Below are 25,844 nucleotides of genomic sequence, written 5' to 3'. Positions count from 1 at the left end.
CGGCCCTTTCGCGGCACAAGGCCGCTCCAGGGGAACAGCCGCGTACATGAAGGATGAAACATGAGTAACGCCACCCGCGCCGATGCGCTCTTGGCGGGCCTGCCGCACGAAGGTCGCGGCAGGCTCAAGGTATTCCTCGGCGCAGCCCCGGGGGTAGGCAAGACCTTCGCCATGCTCCAGGCTGCCCACGCCCAGCAACGCCAGGGTACGCGGGTGCTGGCCGGGGTGGTGGAAACCCACGGCCGCGCGGAGACCGAAGCACTGCTCGGCGGCCTGCCGCAACAGCCTTTGCTGCGCAGCGAATACCGCGGCGTCACCCTCGAGGAAATGGACCTCGATGGCCTGCTCAAGGCCACTGCATCCCTGGTGCTGGTCGACGAGCTGGCCCATACCAATGCCCCTGGCAGCCGCCATGCCAAGCGCTGGCAGGACGTCCAGGAACTGCTGGCCGCCGGTATCGACATCTACACCACGGTCAACGTCCAGCACCTGGAAAGCCTCAACGACAAGGTCCGCGATATCACCGGCGTGCAAGTGCGCGAAACCGTGCCGGACTGGGTGCTGCAGGAAGCCTTCGAACTGGTGCTCATCGACCTGCCGCCCCGCGAGTTGCTGGAGCGCCTGCGCGAGGGCAAGGTCTACGTGCCGGAGCAGGCGAGGGCAGCGATCGATGCCTTCTTCTCCCAAACCAACCTCACCGCCCTGCGTGAGCTGGCCATGCAGACTGCCGCTGCCCAGGTCGACGCGGACCTTGCCAGCGGCTACCGCCAGCGTGGCCAGGAGGCTCCGGCCTTGCGCGGTCGACTGCTGGTGGGCGTCGATGGTGACGAGCAGGCCGAGCGCCTGGTACGTCATGCCAGCCGGGTCGCCCAGCGCCGACACTTGCCGTGGAGCCTGGTGCATGTCGACAGCGGCCGGCTGCGCGACGAGGTCGCTCGGCAACGCTTGCAGGCCGCGCAACAGCTCGCCGAACGCCTGGGCGGTGAGGTGGTGGTGCTGCGTGCCGGCGAAGTGACCCGCACATTGATCCAGCACGCCATCGAGCGCCGCGCCAGCCTGGTGCTGGTCGGCCAGTCCCGTGATCGCCTGCGTCGGCGTCTGTTCGGAGGCGGTGTGGCGATGCGCCTGCTGCGCGAAAGCCACGGCCTGGAAATCAATGTGCTCGATCGTGACGGCCAGCCCGAAAAAGCAGGTGCGGCGGCCAAGCGAGTGTGGGTGTGGCGCCATTATCTCCTGGCGTTGCTGGCGACCGTGCTGGCGGCTGGCGTATCGTGGGCCGTGTCGAGCCTGTTGCCGCTGCCCAACATGTCTCTGGTGTTTCTCGTCGCGGTGCTGCTGGTGGCGGTGCGTAGCAGCCTGGGGCCGGCCCTGGCCTGTGCGGCCCTGTCGTTCCTGAGCTACGACTTCCTGTTCATTCCGCCCACCTTTTCCTTCAGCATCCAGCGTGAAGAAGACGTACTGACCCTGGTGTTCTTCCTGCTCATGGCCGCCCTCACCGGCAACCTGGCCACCCGTCAGCGCCGGCAGCTACAGGCCTTGAAGGAAACCCAGGCCGAAACCACGCAATTGCTCGATCTGTCGCGCCGGCTGACCGTGGCCACCGACCGCCAGGCCGTGTTCAGCGCCGCTGGCCAGCACCTGGACGGTTGGCAGGACATGCAGGTGTGCCTGCTGGAGCGCGACAGCGACCGCCAGCTGCGCGCCGCCAGTGGCCACGAACCGCAACTGACCGACAACGAGCGCGCCGCTGCCGAATGGGCCTGGCAACACGGCCAGGCTGCTGGGCATGGCAGCGACACCTTGCCCGACGGGCGGTGGTGGTGGTGGCCGTTGTCGGTGGAGGACCAGCCCCTGGCCCTGCTCGGTGTGCGTCCACGCGCGGATGCTTCCCTGAGCACCCAGCGCCGTCGCTTGCTCATGGCCTTGGGGCAACCCCTGGCCCAGGCCCTGGCCCGCGCCCGGCTCGGCGAGCAGCTGGAGGCCGCGCGCCTGCATGGCGAGACCGAGCAATTGCGCAGCGCCTTGCTCGCCTCGGTGTCCCACGACCTGCGCACCCCCCTGACCGCCATGCGCGGCAGCATCGACAGCCTGCTGGCGCTGGGCGACGCCATCCCCCCGGACGACCGTCGCGAGCTGCTGGAGGGCACCCGCAACGAAGCCGAGCGCCTGGATCGCTATATCCAGAACCTGCTGGACATGACCCGCCTGGGCCACGGCACCCTCAAGCTCGCCCGTGACTGGGTAGCCCCGGCCGACATCGTCGGCAGCGCCCTCAACCGCCTGCGCGTAGTCCTGGCGCCCCTGCGCGTGCATACCGACGTCCCCGCCGAACTGCCGTTGCTGTTCGTTCACGCAGCGCTGATCGAACAGGCCCTGATCAACGTATTGGAAAACGCCGCCCGCTTCTCGCCTGCCAACGGCCGCCTGGAACTGCGCGTCGCCCTCCAGAACGAGCAGCTGTGCTTTGCCGTCAGCGACCAAGGCCCAGGCATCCCGGTGGCCGAGCGTGAAATGATCTTCGACATGTTCTACACCGCTGCCCGCGGTGACCGAGGCGGGCAGGGCACCGGCCTGGGCCTGGCGATCTGCCAGGGCATGATCGGTGCCCACGGCGGCAAGATCCTGGTCGACGATGGCATCGATGGCCAGGGCACCTGCATCACTCTATGCTTGCCGCTGCCCCCTCAACCTGAACCTGAAAGCGAAGCCTCATGAGTCAATCCGCCACCCTGCTGGTCATCGACGACGAGCCACAGATCCGCAAGTTCCTGCGTATCAGCCTGGCTTCCCAGGGCTACAAGGTGCTCGAAGCCGCCACCGGCAGCGAAGGCCTGGCCCAGGCGGCGTTGGCCAAGCCGGACCTGGTGGTGCTCGACCTCGGCCTGCCGGACATGGACGGCCAGCAGGTATTGCGTGAGCTGCGCGAATGGAGCACCGTGCCCGTGCTGGTGCTGTCGGTGCGTGCCAGCGAAGTACAGAAGGTCGACGCCCTGGACGGCGGCGCCAACGACTACGTGACCAAGCCCTTCGGCATCCAGGAATTCCTCGCGCGTGTGCGCGCACTGCTGCGCCAGGCTCCCCAGACGGGCAGCGCGCTGTCATCGGCGAGCTTCGGGCCGCTGGTGGTGGATTTCGCCTTTCGCAAGGTGACGCTCGACGGTGCCGAGGTGGCGCTGACGCGCAAGGAGTACGCCTTCCTGGCCCAGCTGGCCGGCCATCCCGGGCGGGTGATCACCCAGCAGCAACTGCTCAAGGACATCTGGGGGCCGACCCATGTGGACGACACCCACTACCTGCGCATCGTCGTGGCGCATGTGCGGCAGAAGCTGGGGGATGATCCGACGGCGCCGCGGTTCATCATCACCGAGGCGGGTGTGGGCTATCGCCTGGTTGCGCCGACGGCTTGACTGGGGCTGTTTCACAAACCGCAAGCGCGGCGCATACTCTGTAGGAGCGGGCTTGTCCCGCGATTGGACCGGTCCTGCCACCGCGACTGTCTGACAAGGCCTTCGTCCTTGATCGCAGGGCAAGCCCGCTTCTACAAAGAGCCCGCAAAATCAAAAAGTATTATCAGCGGGGCACTAGACCCGGCGCATCATTCCCAGCTCTGCATCATCCATCAGCGCCTTGGCCAGCGCCGCCAGGTAATACGACGCCCACACCAACTGAGGTTTGTCTTCCATCACCCCGGTGAGGGTCATATCCCGCACATACCCCATCAACTCCGAAGCCTGCTCGCGTGCATAGTGGCAGGGAATGCCAGGCTCAATGCAAAACAGCGGCTCGGTCATGCCCGCGCCCTGGTAGAACTTCGTCTTGCCAACGGTGGTTTTGGCCTGGGTGTCATCTGTGGTCATTTTGCTCAATCTCCCTGAAATGCTCGTTGCCCAGCCGGCCCTATCGCTGGCAAGCCAGCGCCTACAGGTGTGGCGGTGTCTCTGAACACAGCGCAGGACCAGTGGGAGCCGGCTTGCCGGCGATAGGGCCAGCCCAGACAACGAACAACTCGATTTATCAATGCAGCGTCCGCGGCCCCGCCGGCACCTGCATCTGGTGCAGCGCCGACTCAAGCAACACACGCAGCGCTTCAAGCTCATGCATCGAGGCCATCATCAGCATCGAGACCGGTGACTTGGGCAGCAGCTGACTCGCCTGATGCGCCACGGTCTGCGCACACAGGGCGTACTCCGAGGCCTGGATGATCGTGTCTTCGAGAGAGTGGTGGTTCTGGGGTGGATCGGGAACGATCTTCAACATTTGCATACGTCCTTTAAAGGTGCGACCACCTGCCTGCTGTCAAACAGAAGGGTGGCAGCTGTACGTGGGTTGACAGACCGGCGGACATAGCGAGCTCCGGCGCACGCAAGCGTGCCCGCACGTACAGCCGCCATCAAGGACGAGCTGTTTGCCATGTACCGTTACGGCCTGTCAAAGCCGATCGCTGATCTCAGCGACACGCCGAGACTAGAGCGCCGCCAGAGCGACCGCAACGGAAAAAAGGCGACAGGAGTATGTTTGGGAAATGGACTACAGGGAAGGGGAGAAGTCTGATTTTTACTGTTCAGGTCCGACCCGAAATAGGTCCGCTTGGTAGGACCGTAGCTCCATAGGGTTGGCCGTTTTGATCCATAGCTGCCCTTCATCGAAGATAAAATCTGAGAGAGGCGAGATGGTTTGAACCCCACATTCCTTGTAGGAATACAGTGCATAGAATTAATGAATTTTTATTATTCCTGAGGGTGGCGTAGCGTGATCTGAGGACATGGAGAACCGCCTTGAAATCATCCTCTCTCAACTCAGCTGAAAAATTTGATATCTCACGGGCCAATGAGTACGCCCGACAAAGCCGCATTGCACTGGCCGGATACGATGCCTGCCAAGACTTGGCTGCGTGCATGCTGGCGGCAAGTCTGGGCAACATGGGCTCGGCAAAAATACTTGTGGTGGGCGCTGGCGGTACGGCGCAGGAGATCATTTCTATGGCCAAGCTCGAACCGGGTTGGCGCTTCACTGCCGTTGATCCATCCAGGCCTATGCTGGAGGCAGCGAAGCAGCAGTTAGACGCAAACAACTTGCTCGAAAGAACGACTATGCATCTTGGGCATATTGAAGACTTGGTAGCAGATGAGTCATACGACGCAGCTACCTTGATCGGGGTACTCCACCATCTCGATGGGGATGAATCCAAGCGACAAATTTTACGATCCATTCAGGCTCATCTAAAACCGGGTGCGCCGCTGATTGTCGCGGGGAATCAATATGCGTATGCCAGCCAGCCGTTACTCCTCGCTGCCTGGGGGCAACGGTGGCGGCAGCATGGAGCCAGCCCGGACGAAGTGAAGGTCAAGCTTGGGAAAATCCTTCAAGGTGCCGACCCTCCACATTCCGAGGCAGCGGTTCAAAAGCTGCTGAATGATGCCGGATTCGGGAATGCTACCCGTTTCTTCAGCAGCCTTTTCTGGGGAGCCTGGTTGACTTGCAAAATGGTCTGAACATGGACGTGTAAGGCCGCTTTTGACCGAGGCTGTGTAAAAACGCAGACACTGTTTTTGGCATCAGAGTCTGTATCCACTACCGGTCGTCGTGCCTGACCTGCTCGGAGAGGGGCATCTGAGGGGGCGGGTGACAACCCTGAGAACGCGAACAAGACAATTGCGCCCGCCCTAGCGTCTAAAAATATTCCTCATGAAATCAATTTCTTCGTCTGTTAAAACGCTGCGTAATTCATCAGTATGTAGATCAAGCTTGGTTCTCATTGCGGCCAGCCAAGCTGATTGCCATATCGACCATTCATGGTTTATTTCAAGATCCGCATACCCATCGCCTGCACGGACCAGGCGCGTTTCGCACCGTTTTTTTTCAAATGCCTTACGCATGATACCTTTTTCTGTAAGTTTAGTTCTATGCATCATGCTAAAACCAAGTAGGGAGAAAAAAACCACAGCAGCTTAATGCGCAGCCTAACCGCGCGTATGTGTATCTATATGGGATCTCTCGCTGAGTATATTGAAAACGTCTCGTTGCAGTGCCCCGATCTTTCTATTGAGCTCTTCTATCGCTGCGGATAGATCCTTTGACCCATAATGGCCTTCAAAAATCCGATATAGATCTTGAAGTTCATTATTCAGTTCTCGGTGACGCCGCATCAAACTGATAGAGTCTTTCATGCTGAGCTCCCACGTGGTCATGTATAGCTCACTCTTTTTTTGAACTGAGGTGCGACAGCGAGTCGATTGGCGCCGGCTTTCCAAAAAAATAACCTTGCAATTCGTCACAGCCTAGGTCCTTAAGTAGTTTGTACTGGCCTTGGTCTTCAACACCCTCGGCCGTAACCGTTATATCCAACGCATGTCCGAGCTGAATGATTGCCAAAACGATTGCTTTTTTTCTAGCGCTGATATGGATGTCAGCGATAAAACTTCTATCAATTTTTAGGACATCAAATGGGTAGTTTTGCAAATAGCTCAATGATGAATAGCCAGTGCCGAAATCATCCATGGCAAGGCGAATGCCGAGTGCTTTTAAATTGTTCAGTATAGCGAGCGTCTCACCATTCTCATCAAGCATGCAGCTTTCGGTAATTTCAAGCTCCATGCGGTGGCCGGGTAGGCCGGAACGCGCTAACGCGTCTTTGACAAGCTCTACCAGGTCGGGAGAATAAAATTGTTTTGGCGAAAGATTTATAGAAATGTAAAGATGATCTTCCAGCTTTAGGATTTGGGCGCAGGCTTGATGTAAAACCCATTTCCCCAATGAAAGTATCACTCCACTCTCTTCAGCTATTGGGATAAAGACATCGGGACCAATTAACCCTTTTTGAGGATGGTGCCAACGGATTAGAGCTTCTATACCTTCGACTTGAAGAGTTTGGGTATTGACGCGAGGTTGGTAAAATATATCCAATTCATGATTGGTGATGGCGCAATTCAGGTCCCGCTCGAGCTCTTTGTTCTGGCTGAACTCCCTCAGCATAGTATCGGTAAGGACACACCACTTTGAATTTTTCTGACGCCGTGCGTAATGCAATGCAATCTCAGAGGCTCGTAAGAGTTTCGACGCCGTGGAAGCAGGCAATGTCGAAATACCAATTCGTGCACTTAATAGTATTTGATGGTGGGACGTATAAAAGGGCTTCTCTAATAAGTTAACTATCTTTCCGCATAGCGAATCGACATAATTTTTCAAGGAAAAGCCGCCATCCAAGACAATGATGAATTCATCGGGTGCATTATGGGCGAGCAAATCATCATGCCTTAAGAAGTCCTTTAATCGCTGCGCTGCATCTATAAGAACCTGATCACCTATTGCACGGTCATGGCTATCGCAAATTCGGCCAAGCCCATCAAGCCATACATTCAGAACGGCAATTGAATTTTCTTCAGCTGCCTCGACTCTTAGCGCCAAATGCTCAAGCAAATGCGTGCGATTAGGTAAGCCGGTTAATATGTCGCATTGCTGGAGTTGTTGGATTCGCTCTAGGCTTTCCAGCTCCGATGTAATATCTCGAGCAACGCCTCTGACTCTTTGAGATGAGTCGGGTTCGCCACAAATGACGAGATCGCATAAAGAGAGCTTTCCACTGGCGGACTGGTAGCTGCAAGAAAGAGGTGTTCGTAGGTTCTTCTTGACTTCAGGGTTGGTTAACCAGCTTTGTATGGTGCCGCCGTTGAATTTTAACAGTTGATGTATTGGGCGGCTAATCCACGCCTCGCGCGCGTGTCCAGTTACTTGATTGAAGCGTTCGGACAGATAGGTGAAACACTCCTTTTCGTCTATTTCCCATAGCCAATCTGAGCTTGCTTTTGCTATATCGCGGAATAGTTTCTCACTCTCAATGACGGCCTGCTGGCTTTGGTCAAGCTTTCTAGAGGTGTTTAATATTTTTCGTATGGCAAGCCAATACAAGCCGATTATGAGGAGGCTAATAATTACAAAGAGTGGCAGAATCCATAGGCATAAATCTTTTCCTGGCTGGAAAACATCCCAGCTCAATAGGTAGACGTTTTTGCTGTCAGTAGGTAACGTAAACGATGTGGGCTCTACTGGCTCGTCAATGTTCAGCGTCGCTCGGAAATGATTTAGCCCGAATTCATGCCCTAGCATAATTAATTTTTGAGGGGTCAGAACATCAACAAATATAATGATCGAGGGTGGCCCGTCTGTGGCTTTTACCGAAGGATCGTTTCCAGGCGTTATCGTGGCAGCGAATACGAAGGCAGGCCTACCGCCTACCTCATACAATGCAACAACACTTCCTTCCTCTTTTTGCTGCGCCTGTGCTCTTTGCACGAGTTTGAGAAGGTCGCCGTCTATCCAGTCTTCAGCTGTGAGGTTGCTAAAATTCCCTTCAATGAGGCTGTATACAGATTTCAACTTTGGATCTAGAACAAATACACCATCTATTTTGAAGTTCTCAAACAGTGTAGGGCCAAGATTCCTTCGCGTAAACGCCCAGTCGAAGTTGAAGTGCTTGTGAAGGTTTTCATAGGCATCGCCCCAATAGGCGTAATCCCTTATCGTATTACTTATGTGCGCCTTTCGATTGTTGAGTGCTTTTTCAGCATAAAATAAGCTTTGTTGGTATGCGTTTTCGTTAATTTTTTCTGTTATGAGCAAGAGCGTGATAACGAAACCGATTAACCCCACGAGCAGTGAGCCACTGGCAATTACTATCGTCTTTTGGGTTAGCTTTTCTCTCGGGCAGTCTGAAAGGCTCGATTGGTTAATAAGATTTGAAATCACCGCATCACCCTCCGAGCCTTGTGGTTACTACCATCTGGTTAGTTCGATGTGAATATACCCCAGAACAACGTGATGTCAAATTGACGCCAGCCAATTGTCGCGACCAGTGTTTTTTTGTGGCAACTAGAGCAAATACTCTTTTGTTTCTGCACGTTGGTGCCATATTTCGAAGCTTGAGATTAAAGAGCTTTTGCTCTATTTCCCTCGCAAGCGATAATGCAATTGATTATTGATAATGACGGATGATATGCATAAGCCTGCAATGCAGCCAGGGTGGGGCGAGCGGAGTCGGGACGAGAAGATGCGTCTTTGTCATGAGGTCGAGGCCCGTGAGCGCTGGATCTTCGAAGGCAGGCATTCGACCGCATGGAACAACCGGCTGGCCCGGGCTGACATGTTGATTTGGATTGATCGCTCGGCAACGCTTCGATTCTGGTGCGTGCTTCTTAGAACAATGCTGAACCGACCTTTACAGGGCCCTGGTGATGGCTCTACGCAATAGCCTTTTCACTCATGGGGCGGTTTCGGTAGTTTCATAGCCACTTACCCAGCACAAGTAGCCCATCTTCAGGTAACTTATGGAATGTGAATCAACCTGCTCCAACATAATCAATTGGAAAACTTATGAAGCTTGTTGCCGCACAAATCTCGTCCTACCCAGGGAAGACTGAACAAAATATCGCCAAACACATCGCTGTCATCGAGCAGGCGGTACGCTACGGAGCGGATGGTATTTTCTTCCCTGAACTGTCTCTGACCGCTTATGAACCCGTGCTTGCTGAGGGTTTGGCCATGCAGGTCGACGATCCGAGACTAGAGGTGTTCCAGCAGCTCAGCGACCGTTCCGGGATTTTGATTGCCGTAGGTGCACCACTACGCGTCGAGCGCGGCGTTCAGATTGCCATGTTTTTCTTCCAGCCCAAATCGGAGCGAATCGTCTACGCCAAGCAGCTGCTGCATGCCGATGAGCAGCCCTTTTTCTCACCTGGGGGTACCCAGCAGGTATTCACCCACGCCAATGAGGTGCTGGTTCCGGCCATTTGCTATGAGTCGTTGCAACCCGGTCACGCACAACAAGCGTCAGAGGCGGGGTCAACCATTTACTTCACGAGTGTTGCCAAATCTTCAAGAGGAGTGGCTGCGGCGTACAGCCATTATCCGCAGATAGCTCGGCAATATGGAATGGCAGTCGTGATGGCCAATTGTGTGGGGCCGGCGGATAACTACATCGCATCTGGTCATTCGGGAATCTGGAGCCGTGAAGGTAACTTGGTTACCCAAGCGGGCGAATGCGAGGAAGCGTTGGTTATCTACAATTCGCTAACTGGCGAAGGCACGCTTTTAAGCATCTAAGAGGATTTCGACACGGAAGGCCGGCTATTTGGGGGCAATAGCCAAAGACAGGAGCGACCGCTTCCCAAGCTGCCGCTCATGGAGACAGCGAAGGCCGAAGAAGCCAGTCGCAGCCGGTATGCCAATCGTCAGATCCGAAGCCTGCCCCCGGGACTGGGGACGCGAGCATCATGAGAGACAAGCCTAGGCAACCGGAACCGCCTCCAAGAATGCCGCCTCCAACAACTGCCGCGTATACGGATGCTGCGGCGCCTGGAAGATCGCCTGCGCATCCCCTTGTTCCACCACATGCCCATGCTTGATCACCATCAACTGGTGACTGAGCGCTTTGACCACCGCCAGGTCATGGCTGATGAACAGGTACGTCAGGTTGTACTTGTGCTGTAGATTGCGCAGTAACTCCACCACCTGCCGCTGCACGGTCCGGTCCAGCGCCGAGGTCGGTTCATCCAGCAGAATCAATGCAGGCTTGAGTACCAGTGCTCGGGCAATGGCGATGCGCTGGCGCTGGCCTCCGGAGAATTCATGCGGGTAGCGGTGACGCGTTCGCGGATCCAGCCCCACTTCCTCGAGCGCGGCGATGATCGCGGCTTCCTGTTCGGCAGGCGTGCCGATGCGGTGAATCCGTAAGCCTTCACCGACGATATCGGCCACGCACATGCGGGGGCTGAGGCTGCCGAAGGGGTCCTGGAACACCACCTGCATCTCTCGGCGCAGGGGGCGAACGTCCTTCTGGCTGAGCCCTTCGAGATTCTGGCCATGGAAGCGGATGCCGCCGCGGCTGGCGATCAGGCGCAGAATGGCAAGGCCCAGGGTAGACTTGCCCGAGCCGCTTTCCCCCACGATGCCGAGGGTCTGCCCCTGGGGCAGGCTGAAGTCGATGCCGTCCACGGCCTTGACGTGGTCGACGGTGCGCCGCAGCAGGCCTTTCTTGATCGGGAACCACACCCGCAGGTCCTCGACTTCCAGCAGCGGCGACCCTACCGGGTTGTCCGCCGGCGCGCCGCTGGGCTCGGCATTGATCAGCATCTTGGTGTAGTGATGCTGCGGCGAACGGAACAGCGTCGCGCAATCGGCCTGCTCGACGATCTTGCCGCACTGCATCACGCACACCCGGTGGGCAATGCGCCGCACCAGGTTCAGGTCATGGCTGATCAGCAGCAGGGCCATCCCCAGCCGTGCTTGCAATGCCTTGAGCAGGTCGAGGATTTTCAACTGCACGGTCACGTCGAGCGCGGTGGTGGGCTCGTCGGCGATCAACAGCTCCGGCTCGTTGGCCAGCGCCATGGCGATCATCACGCGCTGGCGCTGGCCGCCGGACAGCTCGTGGGGCAGGGCCTTGAGGCGTTTCTGCGGCTCGGGGATGCCGACCATCTCCAGCAGTTCGAGGGTCCGCGCGGTGGCTTCCTTGCCGGTGAGGCCTTTGTGCAGCAGGAGGATTTCGTTGATCTGCTTCTCGATGGTATGCAGCGGGTTCAGCGAGGTCATCGGCTCCTGGAAGATCATCGCGATACGGTCACCGCGAATGCGCTGCATGGGCTTCTCGCCCAGTTGCAGCATGTCCTTGTCGCCATAGCGGATGCTCCCGCTGGGGTGGCGCGCCAGCGGGTAGGGCAGCAGGCGCAGGATGGAGTGGGCGGTGACGGACTTGCCCGAGCCGCTTTCGCCGACCAGGGCCAGGGTTTCGCCCTTGCGGATGTCGAAGCTGATGCCGTCGACCACCCGATGCACATGCTCGCCGGTGACGAATTCCACGGCGAGGTCGCGCACTTCGATCAGGTTCTGTTCGCTCATGTCATTTCCTCGGGTCGAAGGCATCGCGGGCGGATTCGCCGATGAACACCAGCAGGCTCAGCATGATCGCCAGCACGGCGAAGGCGCTGATGCCGAGCCACGGCGCCTGCAGGTTGGACTTGCCTTGGGCCACCAGCTCGCCCAGCGAGGGCGCGCCGGGCGGCAGGCCGAAGCCGAGGAAGTCCAGGGCGGTGAGGGTGCCGATGGCGCCGGTGAGGATGAAGGGCATGAAGGTCATGGTCGAGATCATGGCGTTGGGCAGGATGTGCCGGTACATGATCGCGCCGTTGCGCATGCCCAGGGCACGGGCGGCGCGCACGTACTCGAGGTTGCGCCCGCGCAGGAACTCGGCGCGCACCACGTCCACCAGGCTCATCCAGGAGAACAGCAGCATGATGCCCAGCAGCCACCAGAAGTTGGGTTGCACGAAGCTGGCCAGGATGATCAACAGGTACAGCACCGGCAGGCCCGACCAGATCTCCAGAAAGCGCTGGCCGGCCAGGTCCACCCAGCCGCCGTAGTAGCCCTGCAGGGCCCCTGCGATCACGCCGACGATGGAACTGAGCACGGTGAGCGTCAGGGCGAACAGCACCGACACGCGGAAGCCATAGATCACCCGCGCCAGCACGTCGCGGCCCTGGTCGTCGGTGCCCAGCCAGTTGTCCGCCGAGGGCGGGGCGGGGGCGGGAACCTTGAGGTCGTAGTTGATGCTCTGGTAGCTGAACGGGATCGGTGCCCACAGCACGAAGCTGTCCTTCGCGGCCAGCAGCTCACGGATGTAGGGGCTCTTGTAGTTGGCCTCCAGGGGGAATTCGCCGCCAAAGGTGGTCTCCGGGTAGCGCTTGAAGGCCGGGAAGTACCACTGGCCGTCGTAGCGCACGGCAATGGGCTTGTCGTTGGCGATCAGCTCGGCGCCCAGGCTCAGGCCGAACAGCACGATGAAGATCCACAGCGACCACCAGCCGCGGCGGTTGGCCTTGAAGCGCTCGAAGCGCCGGCGATTGAGAGGGGAGAGTGCCATGTCATTGCTCCCGGCTGGCGAAATCGATGCGGGGGTCGACCAGGGTGTAGGTCAGGTCGCCGATCAGCTTCACCACCAGCCCCAGCAGGGTGAAGATGAACAGGGTGCCGAAGACCACCGGGTAGTCGCGGTTGATCGCTGCCTCGAAGCTCATCAGGCCCAGGCCGTCGAGGGAGAAGATCACCTCGATGAGCAGGGAGCCTGTGAAGAAGATGCCGATGAACGCCGAGGGAAAACCGGCGATCACCAGCAGCATGGCATTGCGGAACACGTGGCCGTAGAGCACCCGTGGCCGGCTCAGGCCCTTGGCCTTGGCGGTGATGACGTACTGCTTGTTGATCTCGTCGAGGAAGCTGTTCTTGGTCAGCAGGGTCATGGTGGCGAAGTTGCCGATGACCAGCGCGGTGATCGGCAGCACCAGGTGCCAGAAGTAATCGAGCACCTTGCCGGTGGTGGACAGCTCGTCGAAGTTGTTGGAGGTCAGGCCGCGCAGGGGGAACCAGTCGAAGTAGCTGCCGCCGGCGAACAGCACGATCAGCAGGATGGCGAACAGGAACGCCGGGATGGCGTAGCCGACGATGATCGCCGAGCTGGTCCAGACGTCGAAGTGGCTGCCGTGGCGCACGGCCTTGGCGACCCCCAGGGGGATCGACACCAGGTACATGATCAGCGTGCTCCATAGCCCGAGCGAGATGGACACGGGCATTTTCTCGATGATCAGGTCGATGACCTTGGCATCGCGGAAGAAGCTCTCGCCGAAGTCCAGCTGGGCGTAGTTCTTGATCATGATCCACAAGCGCTCGGGCGCCGACTTGTCGAAGCCGTACATGCGCTCGATCTCGGCGATCAGGGCCGGGTCCAAGCCCTGGGCGCCGCGGTAGTTGGAGCCGGCCACGGCCACTTCGGCGCCGCCGCCGGCGATGCGGCTGGTGGCGCCTTCGAAGCCTTCGAGCTTGGCGATCATCTGCTCCACCGGGCCACCGGGGGCGGCCTGGACGATGATGAAGTTGATGATCAGGATGCCGAACAGGGTCGGGATGATCAGCAGCAGGCGGCGCAGGATGTAGGCGAGCATGTCAGTTCGCCTCGTCCCGTTGTGCCGCAGGCTCGGCCACCGCTGGGGTCACTTCGGGCTTGATCCACCAGGTGTTGATGCCGATGTCGTACTTGGGCGACACCTTCGGGTGGCCGATGTGGTTCCAGTAGGCCACGCGCCAGGTCTTGATGTGCCAGTTGGGGATCACGTAGTAGCCCCACAGCAGCACGCGGTCCAGGGCACGGGTATGCGCGATGAGGCTTTGCCGCGAGTCGGCGTTGATCAATTGCTCCACCAACTGATCGATGGCCGGGTCGCGCAGGCCGATGAAGTTGCGGCTGCCGGGGTTGTCGGCGGCGGCGCTGGTCCAGAATTCGCGCTGCTCGTTGCCGGGGGAGCTCGACTGCGGGTAGCCGCCGACGATCATGTCGAAGTCGCGCGAGCGCAGGCGGTTGATGTATTGCGAGACGTCCACGCGGCGGATGTTCAGCTCGATGCCGAGGTCGGCGAGGTTGCGCTTGAACGGCAACAGGATGCGCTCGAACTCGGTCTGGGCCAGCAGGAATTCGATGACCACCGGCTTGCCCTGGGCATCGACCATCTTGTCGTCGGCGATCTTCCAGCCGGCTTCCTGCAGCAGCTTGTAGGCCTTGCGTTGCTGGTCGCGGATCATGCCGCTGCCGTCGCTGACCGGGTTGTGGAAGGGCTCGGTAAAGACCTGTTCGGGAATCTTGCCGCGCAGCGGTTCGAGGATCTTCAGCTCATCGGGCCCCGGCAGGCCCTCGGCGGCCATCTCGGAGTTCTCGAAATAGCTGCCGGTGCGGGTGTAGGCGCCGTTGAACAGCTGCTTGTTGGTCCACTCATAGTCCAGCAGCAGGCTCAGGGCCTGGCGTACGCGCACGTCCTGGAACACGGGGCGGCGCAGGTTGAAGATGAAACCCTGCATACCGGTGGGGTTGCCGTTGGCCAGCTCCTCGCGCACCAGCCGGCCTTCCTGCACAGCAGGCACGTTGTAGGCCGTGGCCCAGTTCTTCGCGCTGGTTTCCAGCCAGTAGTCGAACTGCCCGGCCTTGAGCGCTTCCAGGGCGACAGTGTTGTCGCGGTAGGAATCGTAGGTCATCTGGTCGAAGTTGTAGTGGCCGCGGTTGATCGGCAAATCCTTGGCCCAGTAGTCCTTGACCCGCTCGTAGCGCACCGAGCGGCCGGCCTTGACCTCGGCGACCTTGTACGGGCCGCTGCCCAGGGGGATCTCCAGGTTGCCACGGTCGAACTCCCGGCCTTGCCACCAGTGCTTGGGCAGTACCGGCAACTGGCCGAGAATCAACGGCAGCTCGCGGTTGTTCTTGTGCTTGAACCTGAACAGCACCCGCAGCGGGTCTTCGGCGACCACTTCGGCGACGTCGGCGTAGTAGCCACGAAACAGCGGGGCGCCCTTGCTCATCAGGGTGTTGAAGGTGAACACCACGTCCTCGGCACGCATCGGGTGGCCGTCGTGGAAGCGCGCTTCGGGGCGCAGGTAGAAGCGCACCCAGCTGTTGTCCGGGGCCTTTTCGATCTTGCCGGCCACCAGGCCGTACTCGGTGAAGGGCTCGTCAAGGCTCTGGCGCATCAGGGTGTCGTAGATGATGCTCACGTCATCGGCCGGCACGCCCTTGTTGATGAAGGGGTTGAGGCTGTCGAAGCTGCCGAAGCTGGACTGGCGGAAGGTGCCGCCCTTGGGCGCGTCGGGGTTGACGTAGTCGAAGTGCTTGAAATTGGCCGGGTACTTGGGCGGCTCATCGTACAGGGTGAGCGCATGCTGCGGTGCGGCCATCGCGGGCAGGCTCAGGCAGGCGAGCAGCAGGCTACCGGCCAGCCGGCGCAGAGGGTGCGTTGGCATCATTGGGCTTTCTCCGAGGTCTTGAGCCACCAGCTGTTCAGGCCCAGGGTATAGGGCGGCGTGGTGACGAAGGCGAACCGGTTGCGGTAGGCCAGGCGGTGATTGTCGAGATACCAGTTGGGGATCATGTAGTACTGCCATGACAGCACCCGGTCCAGGGCGCGGGCGGCGGCGACCTGGTCGTCACGGGTGCGGGCGGCGAGCAGGGTGTCGAGCAGGTGGTCGACCACCGGGTCCTTCACACCTGCGTAGTTCTTGCTGCCCTTGACCGAGGCCTGGCTGGAATGGAAGTACAGCCATTGCTCCAGGCCTGGGCTCAAGGTCTGGCCCAGGGTCATGAGGATCATGTCGAAGTCGAATTGGTCCAGGCGCTGCTTGTACTGGGCGCGGTCGACCGTGCGCAGGCGCGCGTCGATGCCCATGCTGGCCAGGTTCTCCACGTAGGGCTGGAGGATACGCTCCAAGTTCGGGTTGACCAGCAACAGCTCCATGCGGAACTGCTGGCCCTTGGCATTGACCAGGCGCTGGCCGTCGAGCTTCCAGCCGGCCTTGGCGAACAGCGCCAGGGCCTGGCGCAGGGTCTTGCGGTCGATGCCGCGGCCATCGGTGTGGCTGACCCGGTAGGGCTCGGTGAACAGCCTGGCCGGCAATTCGTCGCGGAACGGCGCCAGCAACAGCCATTCTTTGCCTGTGGGCAGGCCGGTGGCGGCGAATTCGCTGTTGGGGTAATAGCTGGTCGAGCGGCGGTAGGCGCTGCTGAACAGGGCGCGGTTGGTCCACTCGAAGTCGAGCATCAGCCCCAGGGCCTGGCGCACCCGTGGGTCGCTGAAGGCGGCCCGGCGGCTGTTCATGAACAGCCCCTGGGTCTGGGTGGGGATGCGGTGCGGGATCTGCGCCTTGATCACTTCGCCACGGCGAATGGCCGGGAAGTTATAGCCGTTGGCCCAGTTCTTGGCCTGATGTTCGATGTAGATGTCGAACTCGCCGGCCTTGAACGCTTCGAAGGCCACCGTGGCGTCGCGGTAGAACTCGTACTCGACGCGGTCGAAGTTGTACTTGCCACGGTTGACCGCCAGGTCCTTGCCCCAGTAGTTCTTCACCCGCTCGAACACCAGGCGCCGGCCAGGCTCCACCTGGGTGATGCGGTAGGGGCCACTGCCCAGTGGCGGCTCGAAGGTGGTGGCTTTGAAGTCGCGGCCTTTCCAGTAATGCTTGGGCAGCACCGGCATTTCGCCCAGGCGCAGGATCAGCAAGGGGTTGCCGGCGCGTTTGAAGACGAAGCGGATGCGCTTGGGCCCGAGGATGTCCACCCGCCGCACTTCCTGCAGGTTGGTGCGGTACATCGGGTGGCCTTCCTTGAGCAGGGTGCGGTACGAGAACGCCACGTCTGCCGAGGTGATCGGGTGGCCATCGTGGAAGCGCGCTTCGGGGCGCAGGTTGAACACCACCCAGCTGCGGTCCTCGCTGTACTCCACCGAGCGGGCGATCAGGCCGTAGCTGGAGGTGGGCTCGTCGCCGGAGGGGGCGTACTGGCCGGTGCCGACCATCAGTGGCTCGTTCAGCTCGTTGATGCCGTATTGCAGGAAGTTCGGCGTGCTGACCGGGCTGGAACCCTTGAACGTATAGGGGTTGAGGGTATCGAAGGTTCCGAATGCCATGGCCCGCAAGGTACCGCCCTTGGGCGCTTGCGGGTTGACCCAGTCGAAATGGGTGAAAGTGGCTGGATACTTGAGCGTGCCGAACTGCGCATAACCGTGGCTTTCGCTCACCGTCGCGACTGCGGGAAAGCTCAAGGCCAGGCTGAGGGACAGCAGGAGGGGACGTATCAAGTCGGCATCCGATCCAGGGGCGTTGGGCTTTGATCGGGCTACAGTAACAGCTTGTCTGGGATGGAAAAAGAGTGTTTGGCGGTGGGGTTTGGCGGCGCAAGGCCGCTCGGGGTGCACCATACCTGTAGGAACGGCCTTGTGCCGCGAAAGGGCCGCGCAGCGGCCCCGGGCACTCGGGTCAGTGCGACAGGTAGACGGTCAGCGTCTGCCCGGGCTTGAGCGCATGCCCGCTGCGCGGGTTCCAGCGCTTGAGGTGCTTCATCTCGACGTTGAAGCGCTTGGCCACCGCATAGAGCGAATCACCCTTGCGCACCTTGTATTGGGTAGATCGCTGCTTGGACGACGCGACGCGGTTGGCGGCGCCGCTCGAACTGCCGCCGCGCAGGGCGAGCACCTGGCCAGCCTTGACGCGGTTGCCGGAAAGGCGATTCCAGCGCTGCAGGTCACGTACCGAGACACGGTGAGCCTTGGCGATGCTGCTCAGGTTGTCGCCACGCTTGACCCGGTAGCTGCGCGCCTTCACCGGCGCCTTGGCCTCGGCCAGGGCGGCCTGGAACACGGCCTTGTTCGGTTGCAGGCTGACCAGCTCCTCGGGCTTGAGGTTGGACAGGCTGTCGGACAGCAACTGGGCCTTGGCGGTGGGCACCAGCAACTGCTTGGGACCGTCCACGGTCATGCGTTTCTTGAAGGCCGGGTTGAGCTGGATCAGCTCGTCTTCGTCGATATCGGCGAACGCGGCGACCCGGGACAGGTCCAGGCGTTCGTTGATGGCGACAGCTTCGAAGTAGGGCTCGTTGGCGATCGGGCTGAGGTTCACGCCATAGGCATCGGGGGTCAGCACCACCTGCGAAAGGGCCAGCAGCTTGGGCACGTAGTCGCGGGTTTCCTGGGGCAGGGGCAGGTTCCAGTAGTCGGTGGGCAGGCCCAGGCGCTCGTTGCGCTCGATGGCCCGGCTGACCGTGCCTTCACCGGCATTGTAGGCCGCCAGGGCCAGCAGCCAGTCGCCGTTGAACATGTCGTGCAGGCGGCCCAGGTAGTCCAGGGCGGCGTTGGTCGACGCGGTGATGTCGCGGCGCCCGTCATAGAAGTTGGTCTGGCGCAGGTTGAAATGGCGACCGGTGGAGGGAATGAACTGCCACAGGCCGACCGCATGGGCGCGGGAGTAGGCCATCGGGTTGTAGGCGCTCTCGATCGCCGGCAGCAGGGCCAGCTCCAGCGGCATGTCGCGCTCTTCGAGGCGCTCGACGATATAGTGCAAGTAGAGGCTGCCGCGTTCGCCCGCGCTTTCCAGGAACGTAGGGTTGCTGGCGAACCACAGGCGCTGTTGCTCGATGCGCGGGTTGACCCCGATGTCGTCCTGCAGGGCGAAGCCCTGTCGCATGCGCTCCCAGACATCCTGCGGTGCCTGCTCGACTGGCTTGACCAGCAGAGGGGCAGGCTTGTGCTTGACCCGCGCTTGGTAGCTTGCGCGAACGCTGTCGGATTCGTCGTGCTGACGGGTGCTCTGGCAGCCCACCAGGGTGGCGGCCAGGGCCAGCGCACTGATTTGGGCCAGACGCGTCAGGGCGACGGATTGAGAGGTTCTGCGGCTACGGGAAGACATCGGCTGGGACAGGTTTCCGGGCGAAAAATTTCGGCGATTCTAGAAACCGGTCCCCGCGTGGTCAACCTTTGACCACGCCTTGCGATATATCGTGGGGTTATCAGAAGGTGTCTTTCCAAGACCTCAAGGCAGCAAAAACAGCGGCTTGGCTTGGATTGGAATGCCCCTTCCATTCGTCTGCTTTTTGTTTAACGGATGTTTCAGCCGTGCGAAGAAAGGGGTTGGTGGCGCGTTCCAGAGCGATGGTTGATGGCAATGTGATGCGATCGTTGGCGCGCAAGCGGGTAACGTCGTCGAACCGCTGGCCCAGCTCGCGGTTCGAAGGTTCCACCGCCTTGGCAAAGCGCAGGTTGCTCAGGGTGTATTCGTGGGTGCAGTACACCTGGGTTTCGGCCGGCAGCGCGGCCAGGCGCGACAGGGACTGGTGCATCTGCTCAGGGGTGCCTTCGAACAGTCGACCGCAGCCGCCGGCGAACAGGGTATCGCCACAGAACAGCAACGGCGCACCATAGTAGGCGATGTGCCCCAGGGTGTGGCCTGGCACGGCGATGACCTGGAAGTCCATATCCAGCACCTGGACCTGGTCGCCGTCGTCCAGCGCCAGATCGCGGGCCGGGATGCGCTCGTGGGCCGGCCCGCAGACCCGGGCCCCGGTCGCCTGCTTGAGGGTTTGCACGCCGCCGACGTGGTCATGGTGATGATGGGTCACCAGGATGTCTTCCAGCACCCAGCCGGGGTGGGCCCCGAGCCATTCGAGCACAGGGCCGGCATCGCCTGGGTCGACCACCGCGCAGCGGCGTTTGGCAGTATCCTGTAACAGCCAGATGTAATTGTCGGAGAAAGCGGGAAGAGCATCGATCTGTATCATGTGCGTAACCGAATCGCCTGGCGTGAACATGAAGGCATCTTAACTGCGATGGCGCAGGGGGAGAACCTTCGAGGGAGAACGCAATGACCGACAAAGCCTTTGCCCAGGCCGATCCTGACTGGATCGAACTGACCTGCCTGGCCCGTGACTGGTTCGATGGGCCATTGGGGCAGATGATGCTGCGCGAGGAGGAAAAGCTCCTCGAGGACGAGCTTGGCCGCTTTTTCGGCGGCTTCCTGGTGCACTACGGCCCATGCGCCGAACCGGCGCCCAACGCGCCCCAGGTACAGCGTAACGTGCGCCTCGGTGCGCCGTTGCCGGGGGTGGAGATCGTCTGCGAGGAGCAGGCCTGGCCACTTTCCGAGCATGCCGCCGATGTGGTGGTGCTGCAACACGGCCTGGACTTCAGCCTGTCGCCGCACAGCCTGCTGCGCGAAGCAGCCAGCGCGGTGCGCCCCGGTGGCCACCTGTTGATCGTCGGGATCAACCCCTGGAGCAGTTGGGGCATCCGCCATTGGTTCAGCCGTGGCGCGTTGCGCAAGGCGCGCTGCATCTCGCCTTCGCGGCTTGGCGACTGGCTCAACCTGCTGGGCTTCGCGCTGGAGAAACGCCGCTTCGGGTGCTATCGTCCGCCGCTTGCCTCGCCGGCCTGGCAACAACGCCTGGCCGGGTGGGAGCGCATGGCCGGCGGTTGGCAGGGCGCCGGAGGCGGCGTCTACCTGGTGGTGGCGCGCAAGATGGTGGTGGGCCTGCGGCCGCTGCGCCAGGAGCGGCGCGAGCCGATGGGCAAGCTGCTGCCGTTGCCGCTGGCCAAGGTCAACCGCCGCCATAGCGAGCCTTGAGGGGCCTGGCGTCGATAACACAGAGCGAGTACATGAGCGATAGCGTCGAGATCTACACCGATGGTGCCTGCAAGGGCAACCCGGGCCCGGGTGGCTGGGGTGTGCTGATGATTTACAAGGGCGTCGAGAAGGAGCTGTGGGGCGGCGAGCGCGAGACCACCAACAATCGCATGGAACTCATGGCGGCGATCCAGGGCTTGATGGCCCTCAAGCGCGAATGCGAGGTGGTGCTGACCACCGATTCGCAGTACGTGATGAAGGGCATCAACGAATGGATGGCCAACTGGAAGAAGCGCGGTTGGAAAACCGCCGCCAAGGAGCCGGTGAAGAACGCCGACCTGTGGCAACAGCTCGACGAGCAGGTCAATCGGCACAAAGTGACCTGGAAATGGGTGCGCGGGCACATCGGCCACCCCGGCAACGAGCGCGCCGACCAATTGGCCAACCGCGGCGTCGACGAGGTCCGCGCCAAGCGTTGAATCTCTGGGCATGGCAATGCGAACCTTTGTGGGAGCGGGTTTACCCGCGAAGGATGCGGCGCTATGCCTGGCACGGACTTCGTCCGTGTTCGCGGGTGAACCCGCTCCCACACTAGCCCTCAACATTTCGGTTTGGGTTACAATCCCCGGCTTCGTCATGTGATGCAAGTTGGAGCCACCCGCGTGGAGCAGCAAGTCAACCGGTACGTCGTCCTCGATACCGAAACCACCGGTATGCCGGTCAGTGAAGGCCATCGGATCATCGAGATCGGCTGCGTCGAGGTCATCGGCCGGCGCCTGACCGGGCGCAACTTCCACGTCTACCTGCAACCGGACCGCGAGAGTGACGAGGGCGCGATCGGGGTACACGGCATCACCGATGCCTTCCTGGTCGGCAAGCCGCGTTTCGCCGATGTCGCCGAAGAGTTCTTCGAATACATCCAAGGCGCGCACCTGGTCATCCACAACGCGGCGTTCGACGTCGGTTTCATCAACAACGAATTCGCCCTGCTGGGCCAGCACGACCGTGCCGACATATCCCAGCACTGCACCATCATCGATACCCTGATGCTGGCGCGGGCCCGCCACCCGGGCCAGCGCAACAGCCTCGACGCGTTGTGCAAACGCTACGGCATCGACAACTCCGGCCGTGAACTGCACGGCGCACTGCTCGACTCGGAGCTGCTGGCCGACGTCTACCTGGCGATGACCGGTGGCCAGACCAGCCTGTCGCTGGCGGCCCATGGTGTCGAGGGCGACGAAGGCGGTGAGGGTGGCACTGGCAGTGAGATCCGGCGGATCGTCGGGCGCCAGCCGGGGCGGGTGATCATGGCCAATGCCGAAGAGCTCGAGGCCCATGCCGAGCGCCTGGCGGCGATCGCCAAGTCGGCGGGTGCGCCGTCGATGTGGCAGGCGTTGACCGAGCCTGCGGCGGGCTGACTTTTAGCGCCCGAGCCGCTGCGCGGCCCTTTCGCGGCAGGTAGCTCCTACAACGCGATTCCTGTAGGAGCGGCCTTGTGCCGCGAAAGGGCCGCAAAGCGGCCCCGAGGTTCGCGCCCAACTCGCAGCCTGATCGGCCAGCTTCTACCCTGAAAGGACGGACCCGTCCTTCGGAGGTAGTACCGCGCCATGTACAAGGACCTGAAATTCCCCATCCTCATCGTCCACCGCGCCATCAAGGCCGACAGCGTCGCCGGTGAGCGGGTACGTGGTATCGCCGATGAGCTGGCCCAGGACGGTTTCGCCATCCTAGCGGCAGCCGACCAGGCAGAGGCCCGCCTGGTGGCTGCGACCCATCACGGCCTGGCCTGCATGCTGATCGCCGCCGAAGGCGTCGGAGAAGACACCCGCCTGCTGCAGAACATGGCCGAGCTGATCCGCCTGGCCCGGCAACGCGCACCGAACCTGCCCATCTTCGCCCTCGGTGAACAGGTGACGCTGGAGAATGCCCCTGCCGAGGCCATGAGCGAGCTCAATCAGCTGCGTGGCATCCTCTATTTGTTCGAAGACACTGTCCCTTTTCTCGCTCGCCAGGTGGCTCGCGCCGCGCACAACTACCTGGACGGCCTGCTGCCGCCATTCTTCAAGGCCCTGGTGCAGCACACCGCGCAATCGAACTACTCCTGGCATACGCCTGGCCACGGCGGTGGCGTGGCCTACCGCAAGAGCCCGGTCGGCCAGGCATTCCACCAGTTCTTCGGGGAAAACACCCTGCGTTCGGACCTGTCGGTCTCGGTACCCGAACTCGGCTCGCTGCTCGACCATACAGGCCCCCTGGCCGAGGCCGAAGCCAGGGCCGCGCGCAACTTCGGCGCCGACCACACCTTCTTCGTGATCAACGGCACCTCCACCGCCAACAAGATCGTGTGGCACGCCATGGTCGGGCGCGACGACCTGGTCCTGGTGGACCGCAACTGCCACAAGTCGGTGGTGCACGCCATCATCATGACCGGCGCCATCCCGCTCTACCTGTGCCCGGAACGCAACGAGCTGGGCATCATCGGGCCGATCCCGCTGGGCGAATTCAGCCCGGCGTCGATCCAGGCGAAGATCGACGCCAACCCGCTGGCGCGGGGGCGAACGTCGCGCATCCGCCTGGCCGTGGTGACCAACTCGACCTACGACGGGCTGTGCTACCACGCCGGGCTGATCAAACAGGTACTGGGCACCCGGGTCGAGGTCCTGCATTTCGACGAGGCCTGGTTCGCCTACGCCGCATTCCACGAGTTCTTCGCCGGCCGCTACGCCATGGGCACCCCGCGAGGCGAGGACAGCCCGTTGCTATTTAGCACCCATTCCACCCACAAGCTGCTGGCGGCGTTCAGCCAGGCGTCGATGATCCACGTGCAGGACGGCAGCCTGCGGCAGTTGGACCGCGACCGTTTCAACGAAGCCTTCATGATGCATATTTCCACCTCGCCGCAGTACAGCATCCTGGCGTCGCTGGACGTTGCCTCGACCATGATGGAGGGGCCGGCTGGCACCTCGCTGCTGCAGGAAATGTTCGACGAGGCCCTGAGCTTTCGCCGAGCCTTGGCCAACCTGCGCGAGCACATCGCCGCCGATGACTGGTGGTTCAGCATCTGGCAGCCGCCAGCGACCGAGGGTGCCCAGCGCCTGGCCGCCGAGGACTGGCTGCTGCAGCCGGGCGCCGAGTGGCACGGCTTCGGCGAGGTGGAGCAGGACTACGTGCTGCTCGATCCACTGAAGGTCACCCTGGTGATGCCGGGGCTGACGGCGGGCGGCGCCTTGGGTGAGCACGGCATCCCGGCAGCGGTGGTGGGCAAGTTCCTCTGGGAGCGTGGGCTGGTGGTGGAGAAGACCGGCTTGTACAGCTTCCTGGTGCTGTTCTCCATGGGCATCACCAAAGGCAAATGGAGCACCTTGCTCACCGAGTTGCTCGAGTTCAAGCGCCACTACGATGGCAACACGGCCCTGGGCCAATGCCTGCCGAGCGTGATGGCGGTTGACCCGTCACGCTACCAGGGCCTGGGCCTGCGCGACCTGTGCGACCAACTGCATGGCTGCTACCGGGCCAACGCCACGGCCAAGCAGCTCAAGCGCCTGTTCACCTGCTTGCCGGAAATGGCCATGACCCCGGCCCAGGCCTACGACCGGATGGTGCGCGGGGAGGTGGAGGCCGTGCCGATCGAGGCTTTGCTGGGGCGGGTGGCCGCCGTGATGCTGGTGCCGTACCCACCGGGCATCCCGTTGATCATGCCCGGCGAGCGCTTCACCGAGGCCACGCGTTCGATCATCGACTACCTGGCCTTCGCCCGGGCCTTCGACAGCGGCTTCCCTGGCTTCGTCGCCGATGTCCATGGCCTGCAGCGCGAGGGTCATGGCCAGGGGCGCGTGTACACGGTCGACTGCATCAAGGAATGCGGATGAGCTCGACGCCACTGTGGGCCAGCTCGAAACGGTCCTCGCCCAAGTGGCGGACGCGGTCGCCGACGGGCAGGCGGTAGGTCACGATCGGCGCACCGAGGCTGCTGCCGTCGGCCTGGAGGGTGGACTCCTGGTACTCATGCACGGGGTAGATACGGCCTTCGGCGTCACGTGCGTGGAATTGGCCGACCAGTATTGCTGCCATTTGCGGGAAAACCTCTGAAATTTTTTGGGAAATATCTGCAGGCATAGACCCGTGCAGGCGGCTGGAAGTTTTCTGCTGATGGCAAAAAAACTCTGGTGGCGGGGAGCGGTCATCTATAACTACAACTTTCCCTAGCCAGCAGAGGTTGCAAACACCATGAGCCAAGTCTATTCGGTAGCGGTCGTCGTCGGCAGCTTGCGCAAGGAGTCCTACAACCGCAAGGTGGCCCGGGCCCTCGGGGAGCTGGCGCCGTCCAACCTCGCCCTGAAGATCGTCGAGATCGGCGACCTGCCGCTGTACAACGAAGACGTCGAGGCCGATGGCGCGCCAGAAGCCTGGACCCGTTTTCGCGATCAGATCCGCCGCAGCGACGCGGTGTTGTTCGTAACGCCCGAGTACAACCGTTCGGTGCCGGGCGGCCTGAAGAATGCTATCGACGTCGGCTCGCGGCCTTATGGCCAGAGCGCCTGGAGCGGCAAGCCGGCGGCGGTGGTGAGCGTCTCGCCCGGCGCCATCGGGGGCTTTGGCGCCAATCATGGCGTGCGCCAGTCCCTGGTGTTCCTGGACATGCCGTGCATGCAGATGCCCGAGGCTTACATCGGCGGGGCGGCGAGCCTGTTCGACGAATCTGGCAAGCTCAATGACAAGACCCGGCCGTTCCTGCAGGCGTTCATCGACAAGTTCGCGGCGTGGGTGAAGCTCAACCGCGCCGTTTGACCTGATTGGGGCTGCTTTGCAGCCCTTTCGCGGCACAAGGCCGCTCCTACAGGTACATTGCGCTTCCTGTAGGAGCGGCCTTGTGCCGC

Annotated in this window: 21 protein-coding genes and 1 pseudogene; 10 read left to right on the top strand and 12 right to left on the bottom strand. The window is 61.4% G+C overall.

What is annotated here, in order from left to right:
• Positions 1-60 precede the first annotated feature (60 nt).
• Together K8374_RS15560 and K8374_RS15555 are read left to right on the top strand one after the other, a co-directional pair.
• Entirely contained in the window at positions 61-2,715 is a 2,655-nt protein-coding gene (locus K8374_RS15560) for a sensor histidine kinase (RefSeq protein WP_224456302.1), read from the top strand.
• Positions 2,712-3,407: a response regulator gene (locus K8374_RS15555; RefSeq protein ID WP_084854691.1), complete on the top strand. Its 696-nt coding sequence runs from the start codon at positions 2,712-2,714 to the stop codon at positions 3,405-3,407. Before K8374_RS15560 ends, K8374_RS15555 begins: the two co-directional genes overlap by 4 nt.
• 174 nt (positions 3,408-3,581) lie before the next feature.
• Here K8374_RS15555 and K8374_RS15550 read toward each other — a convergent pair whose 3' ends face one another.
• Positions 3,582-3,857 (bottom strand): DUF3077 domain-containing protein, encoded by a 276-nt coding sequence (locus K8374_RS15550; RefSeq protein ID WP_224456301.1) that lies wholly within the window; start codon positions 3,855-3,857, stop codon positions 3,582-3,584.
• Between the two features lie 157 nt (positions 3,858-4,014).
• Positions 4,015-4,257 carry a hypothetical protein gene (locus K8374_RS15545; protein ID WP_224456300.1) on the bottom strand — a complete coding sequence of 81 codons (243 nt, stop codon included), beginning with the start codon at positions 4,255-4,257 and terminating at the stop codon, positions 4,015-4,017.
• 518 nt (positions 4,258-4,775) lie between these two features.
• Here K8374_RS15545 and K8374_RS15540 point away from each other — a divergent pair.
• Positions 4,776-5,492, top strand: coding sequence for a class I SAM-dependent methyltransferase (locus K8374_RS15540; protein WP_224456299.1), 717 nt, complete (start codon positions 4,776-4,778; stop codon positions 5,490-5,492).
• 171 nt (positions 5,493-5,663) lie between these two features.
• Here K8374_RS15540 and K8374_RS15535 read toward each other — a convergent pair whose 3' ends face one another.
• Both K8374_RS15535 and K8374_RS15530 read right to left on the bottom strand, forming a co-directional pair.
• Positions 5,664-5,876 (bottom strand): hypothetical protein, encoded by a 213-nt coding sequence (locus K8374_RS15535; RefSeq protein ID WP_224456298.1) that lies wholly within the window; start codon positions 5,874-5,876, stop codon positions 5,664-5,666.
• Positions 5,877-6,195: 319 nt separating this feature from the next.
• Positions 6,196-8,742, bottom strand: a complete 2,547-nt coding sequence (locus tag K8374_RS15530) for a bifunctional diguanylate cyclase/phosphodiesterase (protein ID WP_224456297.1) — start codon at positions 8,740-8,742, stop codon at positions 6,196-6,198.
• Between the two features lie 265 nt (positions 8,743-9,007).
• On the opposite strand from K8374_RS15530, the pseudogene K8374_RS15525 reads away from it, so the two are divergent.
• Both K8374_RS15525 and K8374_RS15520 read left to right on the top strand, forming a co-directional pair.
• Positions 9,008-9,223, top strand: a pseudogene (locus K8374_RS15525) (AAA family ATPase); the annotation flags it as partial.
• A 143-nt stretch (positions 9,224-9,366) separates the two neighbouring features.
• Positions 9,367-10,095, top strand: coding sequence for a carbon-nitrogen hydrolase family protein (locus K8374_RS15520; RefSeq protein WP_224456296.1), 729 nt, complete (start codon positions 9,367-9,369; stop codon positions 10,093-10,095).
• 183 nt (positions 10,096-10,278) lie between these two features.
• On the opposite strand, the gene K8374_RS15515 is transcribed toward K8374_RS15520, so the two are convergent.
• The 7 genes from K8374_RS15515 to gloB form a co-directional block, all read right to left on the bottom strand.
• The gene (locus K8374_RS15515; protein ID WP_224456295.1) at positions 10,279-11,889 is read right to left on the bottom strand and encodes an ABC transporter ATP-binding protein; all 1,611 of its coding nucleotides are present in this window, start codon (positions 11,887-11,889) and stop codon (positions 10,279-10,281) included.
• Between the two features lies 1 nt (position 11,890).
• Positions 11,891-12,910: an ABC transporter permease gene (locus tag K8374_RS15510; protein WP_084854701.1), complete on the bottom strand. Its 1,020-nt coding sequence runs from the start codon at positions 12,908-12,910 to the stop codon at positions 11,891-11,893.
• 1 nt (position 12,911) lies between these two features.
• Complete coding sequence (locus K8374_RS15505; RefSeq protein WP_084854702.1) at positions 12,912-13,985, bottom strand: microcin C ABC transporter permease YejB; 1,074 nt, start codon at positions 13,983-13,985, stop codon at positions 12,912-12,914.
• Position 13,986: 1 nt separating this feature from the next.
• The gene (locus K8374_RS15500; protein ID WP_224456294.1) at positions 13,987-15,828 is read right to left on the bottom strand and encodes an extracellular solute-binding protein; all 1,842 of its coding nucleotides are present in this window, start codon (positions 15,826-15,828) and stop codon (positions 13,987-13,989) included.
• Positions 15,825-17,654: an extracellular solute-binding protein gene (locus tag K8374_RS15495; RefSeq protein WP_224456293.1), complete on the bottom strand. Its 1,830-nt coding sequence runs from the start codon at positions 17,652-17,654 to the stop codon at positions 15,825-15,827. Before K8374_RS15495 ends, K8374_RS15500 begins: the two co-directional genes overlap by 4 nt.
• Before the next feature lie 178 nt (positions 17,655-17,832).
• A complete protein-coding gene (locus K8374_RS15490; protein WP_224456292.1) occupies positions 17,833-19,257 on the bottom strand; it encodes a lytic transglycosylase domain-containing protein in 1,425 nt (474 codons plus the stop codon).
• Positions 19,258-19,357: 100 nt separating this feature from the next.
• On the bottom strand, positions 19,358-20,125 hold the full coding sequence (gloB, locus tag K8374_RS15485; protein WP_224456291.1) for a hydroxyacylglutathione hydrolase: 768 nt from the start codon (positions 20,123-20,125) through the stop codon (positions 19,358-19,360).
• 83 nt (positions 20,126-20,208) lie between these two features.
• Between gloB and K8374_RS15480 the strand changes: the two genes are divergently transcribed.
• From K8374_RS15480 to K8374_RS15465, 4 genes are all read left to right on the top strand, one after another.
• Positions 20,209-20,967 (top strand): class I SAM-dependent methyltransferase, encoded by a 759-nt coding sequence (locus tag K8374_RS15480; protein WP_084854706.1) that lies wholly within the window; start codon positions 20,209-20,211, stop codon positions 20,965-20,967.
• A 32-nt stretch (positions 20,968-20,999) separates the two neighbouring features.
• On the top strand, positions 21,000-21,446 hold the full coding sequence (rnhA, locus tag K8374_RS15475) for a ribonuclease HI (RefSeq protein ID WP_196145729.1): 447 nt from the start codon (positions 21,000-21,002) through the stop codon (positions 21,444-21,446).
• 234 nt (positions 21,447-21,680) lie between these two features.
• The gene (dnaQ, locus tag K8374_RS15470) at positions 21,681-22,385 is read left to right on the top strand and encodes a DNA polymerase III subunit epsilon (protein ID WP_263498537.1); all 705 of its coding nucleotides are present in this window, start codon (positions 21,681-21,683) and stop codon (positions 22,383-22,385) included.
• Positions 22,386-22,574: 189 nt separating this feature from the next.
• Positions 22,575-24,836, top strand: a complete 2,262-nt coding sequence (locus K8374_RS15465) for an Orn/Lys/Arg decarboxylase N-terminal domain-containing protein (protein ID WP_224456289.1) — start codon at positions 22,575-22,577, stop codon at positions 24,834-24,836.
• Here the strand turns inward: K8374_RS15465 and K8374_RS15460 are convergent.
• Entirely contained in the window at positions 24,820-25,038 is a 219-nt protein-coding gene (locus K8374_RS15460) for a hypothetical protein (RefSeq protein ID WP_084854710.1), read from the bottom strand. The genes K8374_RS15465 and K8374_RS15460 overlap by 17 nt on opposite strands.
• Positions 25,039-25,194: 156 nt before the next feature.
• Between K8374_RS15460 and K8374_RS15455 the strand changes: the two genes are divergently transcribed.
• On the top strand, positions 25,195-25,755 hold the full coding sequence (locus K8374_RS15455) for an NADPH-dependent FMN reductase (protein WP_224456288.1): 561 nt from the start codon (positions 25,195-25,197) through the stop codon (positions 25,753-25,755).
• Positions 25,756-25,844: the final 89 nt, after the last annotated feature.

Source organism: Pseudomonas sp. p1(2021b) (assembly GCF_020151015.1).
In the GTDB taxonomy this organism is placed as follows: Bacteria; Pseudomonadota; Gammaproteobacteria; order Pseudomonadales; family Pseudomonadaceae; genus Aquipseudomonas; species Aquipseudomonas putida_K.
This window is presented reverse-complemented; position numbering and strand designations above follow the sequence as displayed.

What these genes read in the sequence shown, in the direction of transcription:
- K8374_RS15560 (WP_224456302.1), top strand. Translation starts at nt 61, where the DNA reads ATGAGTAACGCCACCCGCGCCGATGCGCTCTTGGCGGGCCTGCCGCAC.
- K8374_RS15555 (WP_084854691.1), top strand. Translation starts at nt 2,712, where the DNA reads ATGAGTCAATCCGCCACCCTGCTGGTCATCGACGACGAGCCACAGATC.
- K8374_RS15550 (WP_224456301.1), bottom strand. Translation starts at nt 3,857, where the DNA reads ATGACCACAGATGACACCCAGGCCAAAACCACCGTTGGCAAGACGAAG.
- K8374_RS15545 (WP_224456300.1), bottom strand. Translation starts at nt 4,257, where the DNA reads ATGTTGAAGATCGTTCCCGATCCACCCCAGAACCACCACTCTCTCGAA.
- K8374_RS15535 (WP_224456298.1), bottom strand. Translation starts at nt 5,876, where the DNA reads ATGCGTAAGGCATTTGAAAAAAAACGGTGCGAAACGCGCCTGGTCCGT.
- K8374_RS15520 (WP_224456296.1), top strand. Translation starts at nt 9,367, where the DNA reads ATGAAGCTTGTTGCCGCACAAATCTCGTCCTACCCAGGGAAGACTGAA.
- K8374_RS15515 (WP_224456295.1), bottom strand. Translation starts at nt 11,889, where the DNA reads ATGAGCGAACAGAACCTGATCGAAGTGCGCGACCTCGCCGTGGAATTC.
- K8374_RS15510 (WP_084854701.1), bottom strand. Translation starts at nt 12,910, where the DNA reads ATGGCACTCTCCCCTCTCAATCGCCGGCGCTTCGAGCGCTTCAAGGCC.
- K8374_RS15505 (WP_084854702.1), bottom strand. Translation starts at nt 13,985, where the DNA reads ATGCTCGCCTACATCCTGCGCCGCCTGCTGCTGATCATCCCGACCCTG.
- K8374_RS15500 (WP_224456294.1), bottom strand. Translation starts at nt 15,828, where the DNA reads ATGATGCCAACGCACCCTCTGCGCCGGCTGGCCGGTAGCCTGCTGCTC.
- K8374_RS15490 (WP_224456292.1), bottom strand. Translation starts at nt 19,257, where the DNA reads ATGTCTTCCCGTAGCCGCAGAACCTCTCAATCCGTCGCCCTGACGCGT.
- gloB (WP_224456291.1), bottom strand. Translation starts at nt 20,125, where the DNA reads ATGATACAGATCGATGCTCTTCCCGCTTTCTCCGACAATTACATCTGG.
- K8374_RS15480 (WP_084854706.1), top strand. Translation starts at nt 20,209, where the DNA reads ATGACCGACAAAGCCTTTGCCCAGGCCGATCCTGACTGGATCGAACTG.
- rnhA (WP_196145729.1), top strand. Translation starts at nt 21,000, where the DNA reads ATGAGCGATAGCGTCGAGATCTACACCGATGGTGCCTGCAAGGGCAAC.
- dnaQ (WP_263498537.1), top strand. Translation starts at nt 21,681, where the DNA reads ATGCCGGTCAGTGAAGGCCATCGGATCATCGAGATCGGCTGCGTCGAG.
- K8374_RS15465 (WP_224456289.1), top strand. Translation starts at nt 22,575, where the DNA reads ATGTACAAGGACCTGAAATTCCCCATCCTCATCGTCCACCGCGCCATC.
- K8374_RS15460 (WP_084854710.1), bottom strand. Translation starts at nt 25,038, where the DNA reads ATGGCAGCAATACTGGTCGGCCAATTCCACGCACGTGACGCCGAAGGC.
- K8374_RS15455 (WP_224456288.1), top strand. Translation starts at nt 25,195, where the DNA reads ATGAGCCAAGTCTATTCGGTAGCGGTCGTCGTCGGCAGCTTGCGCAAG.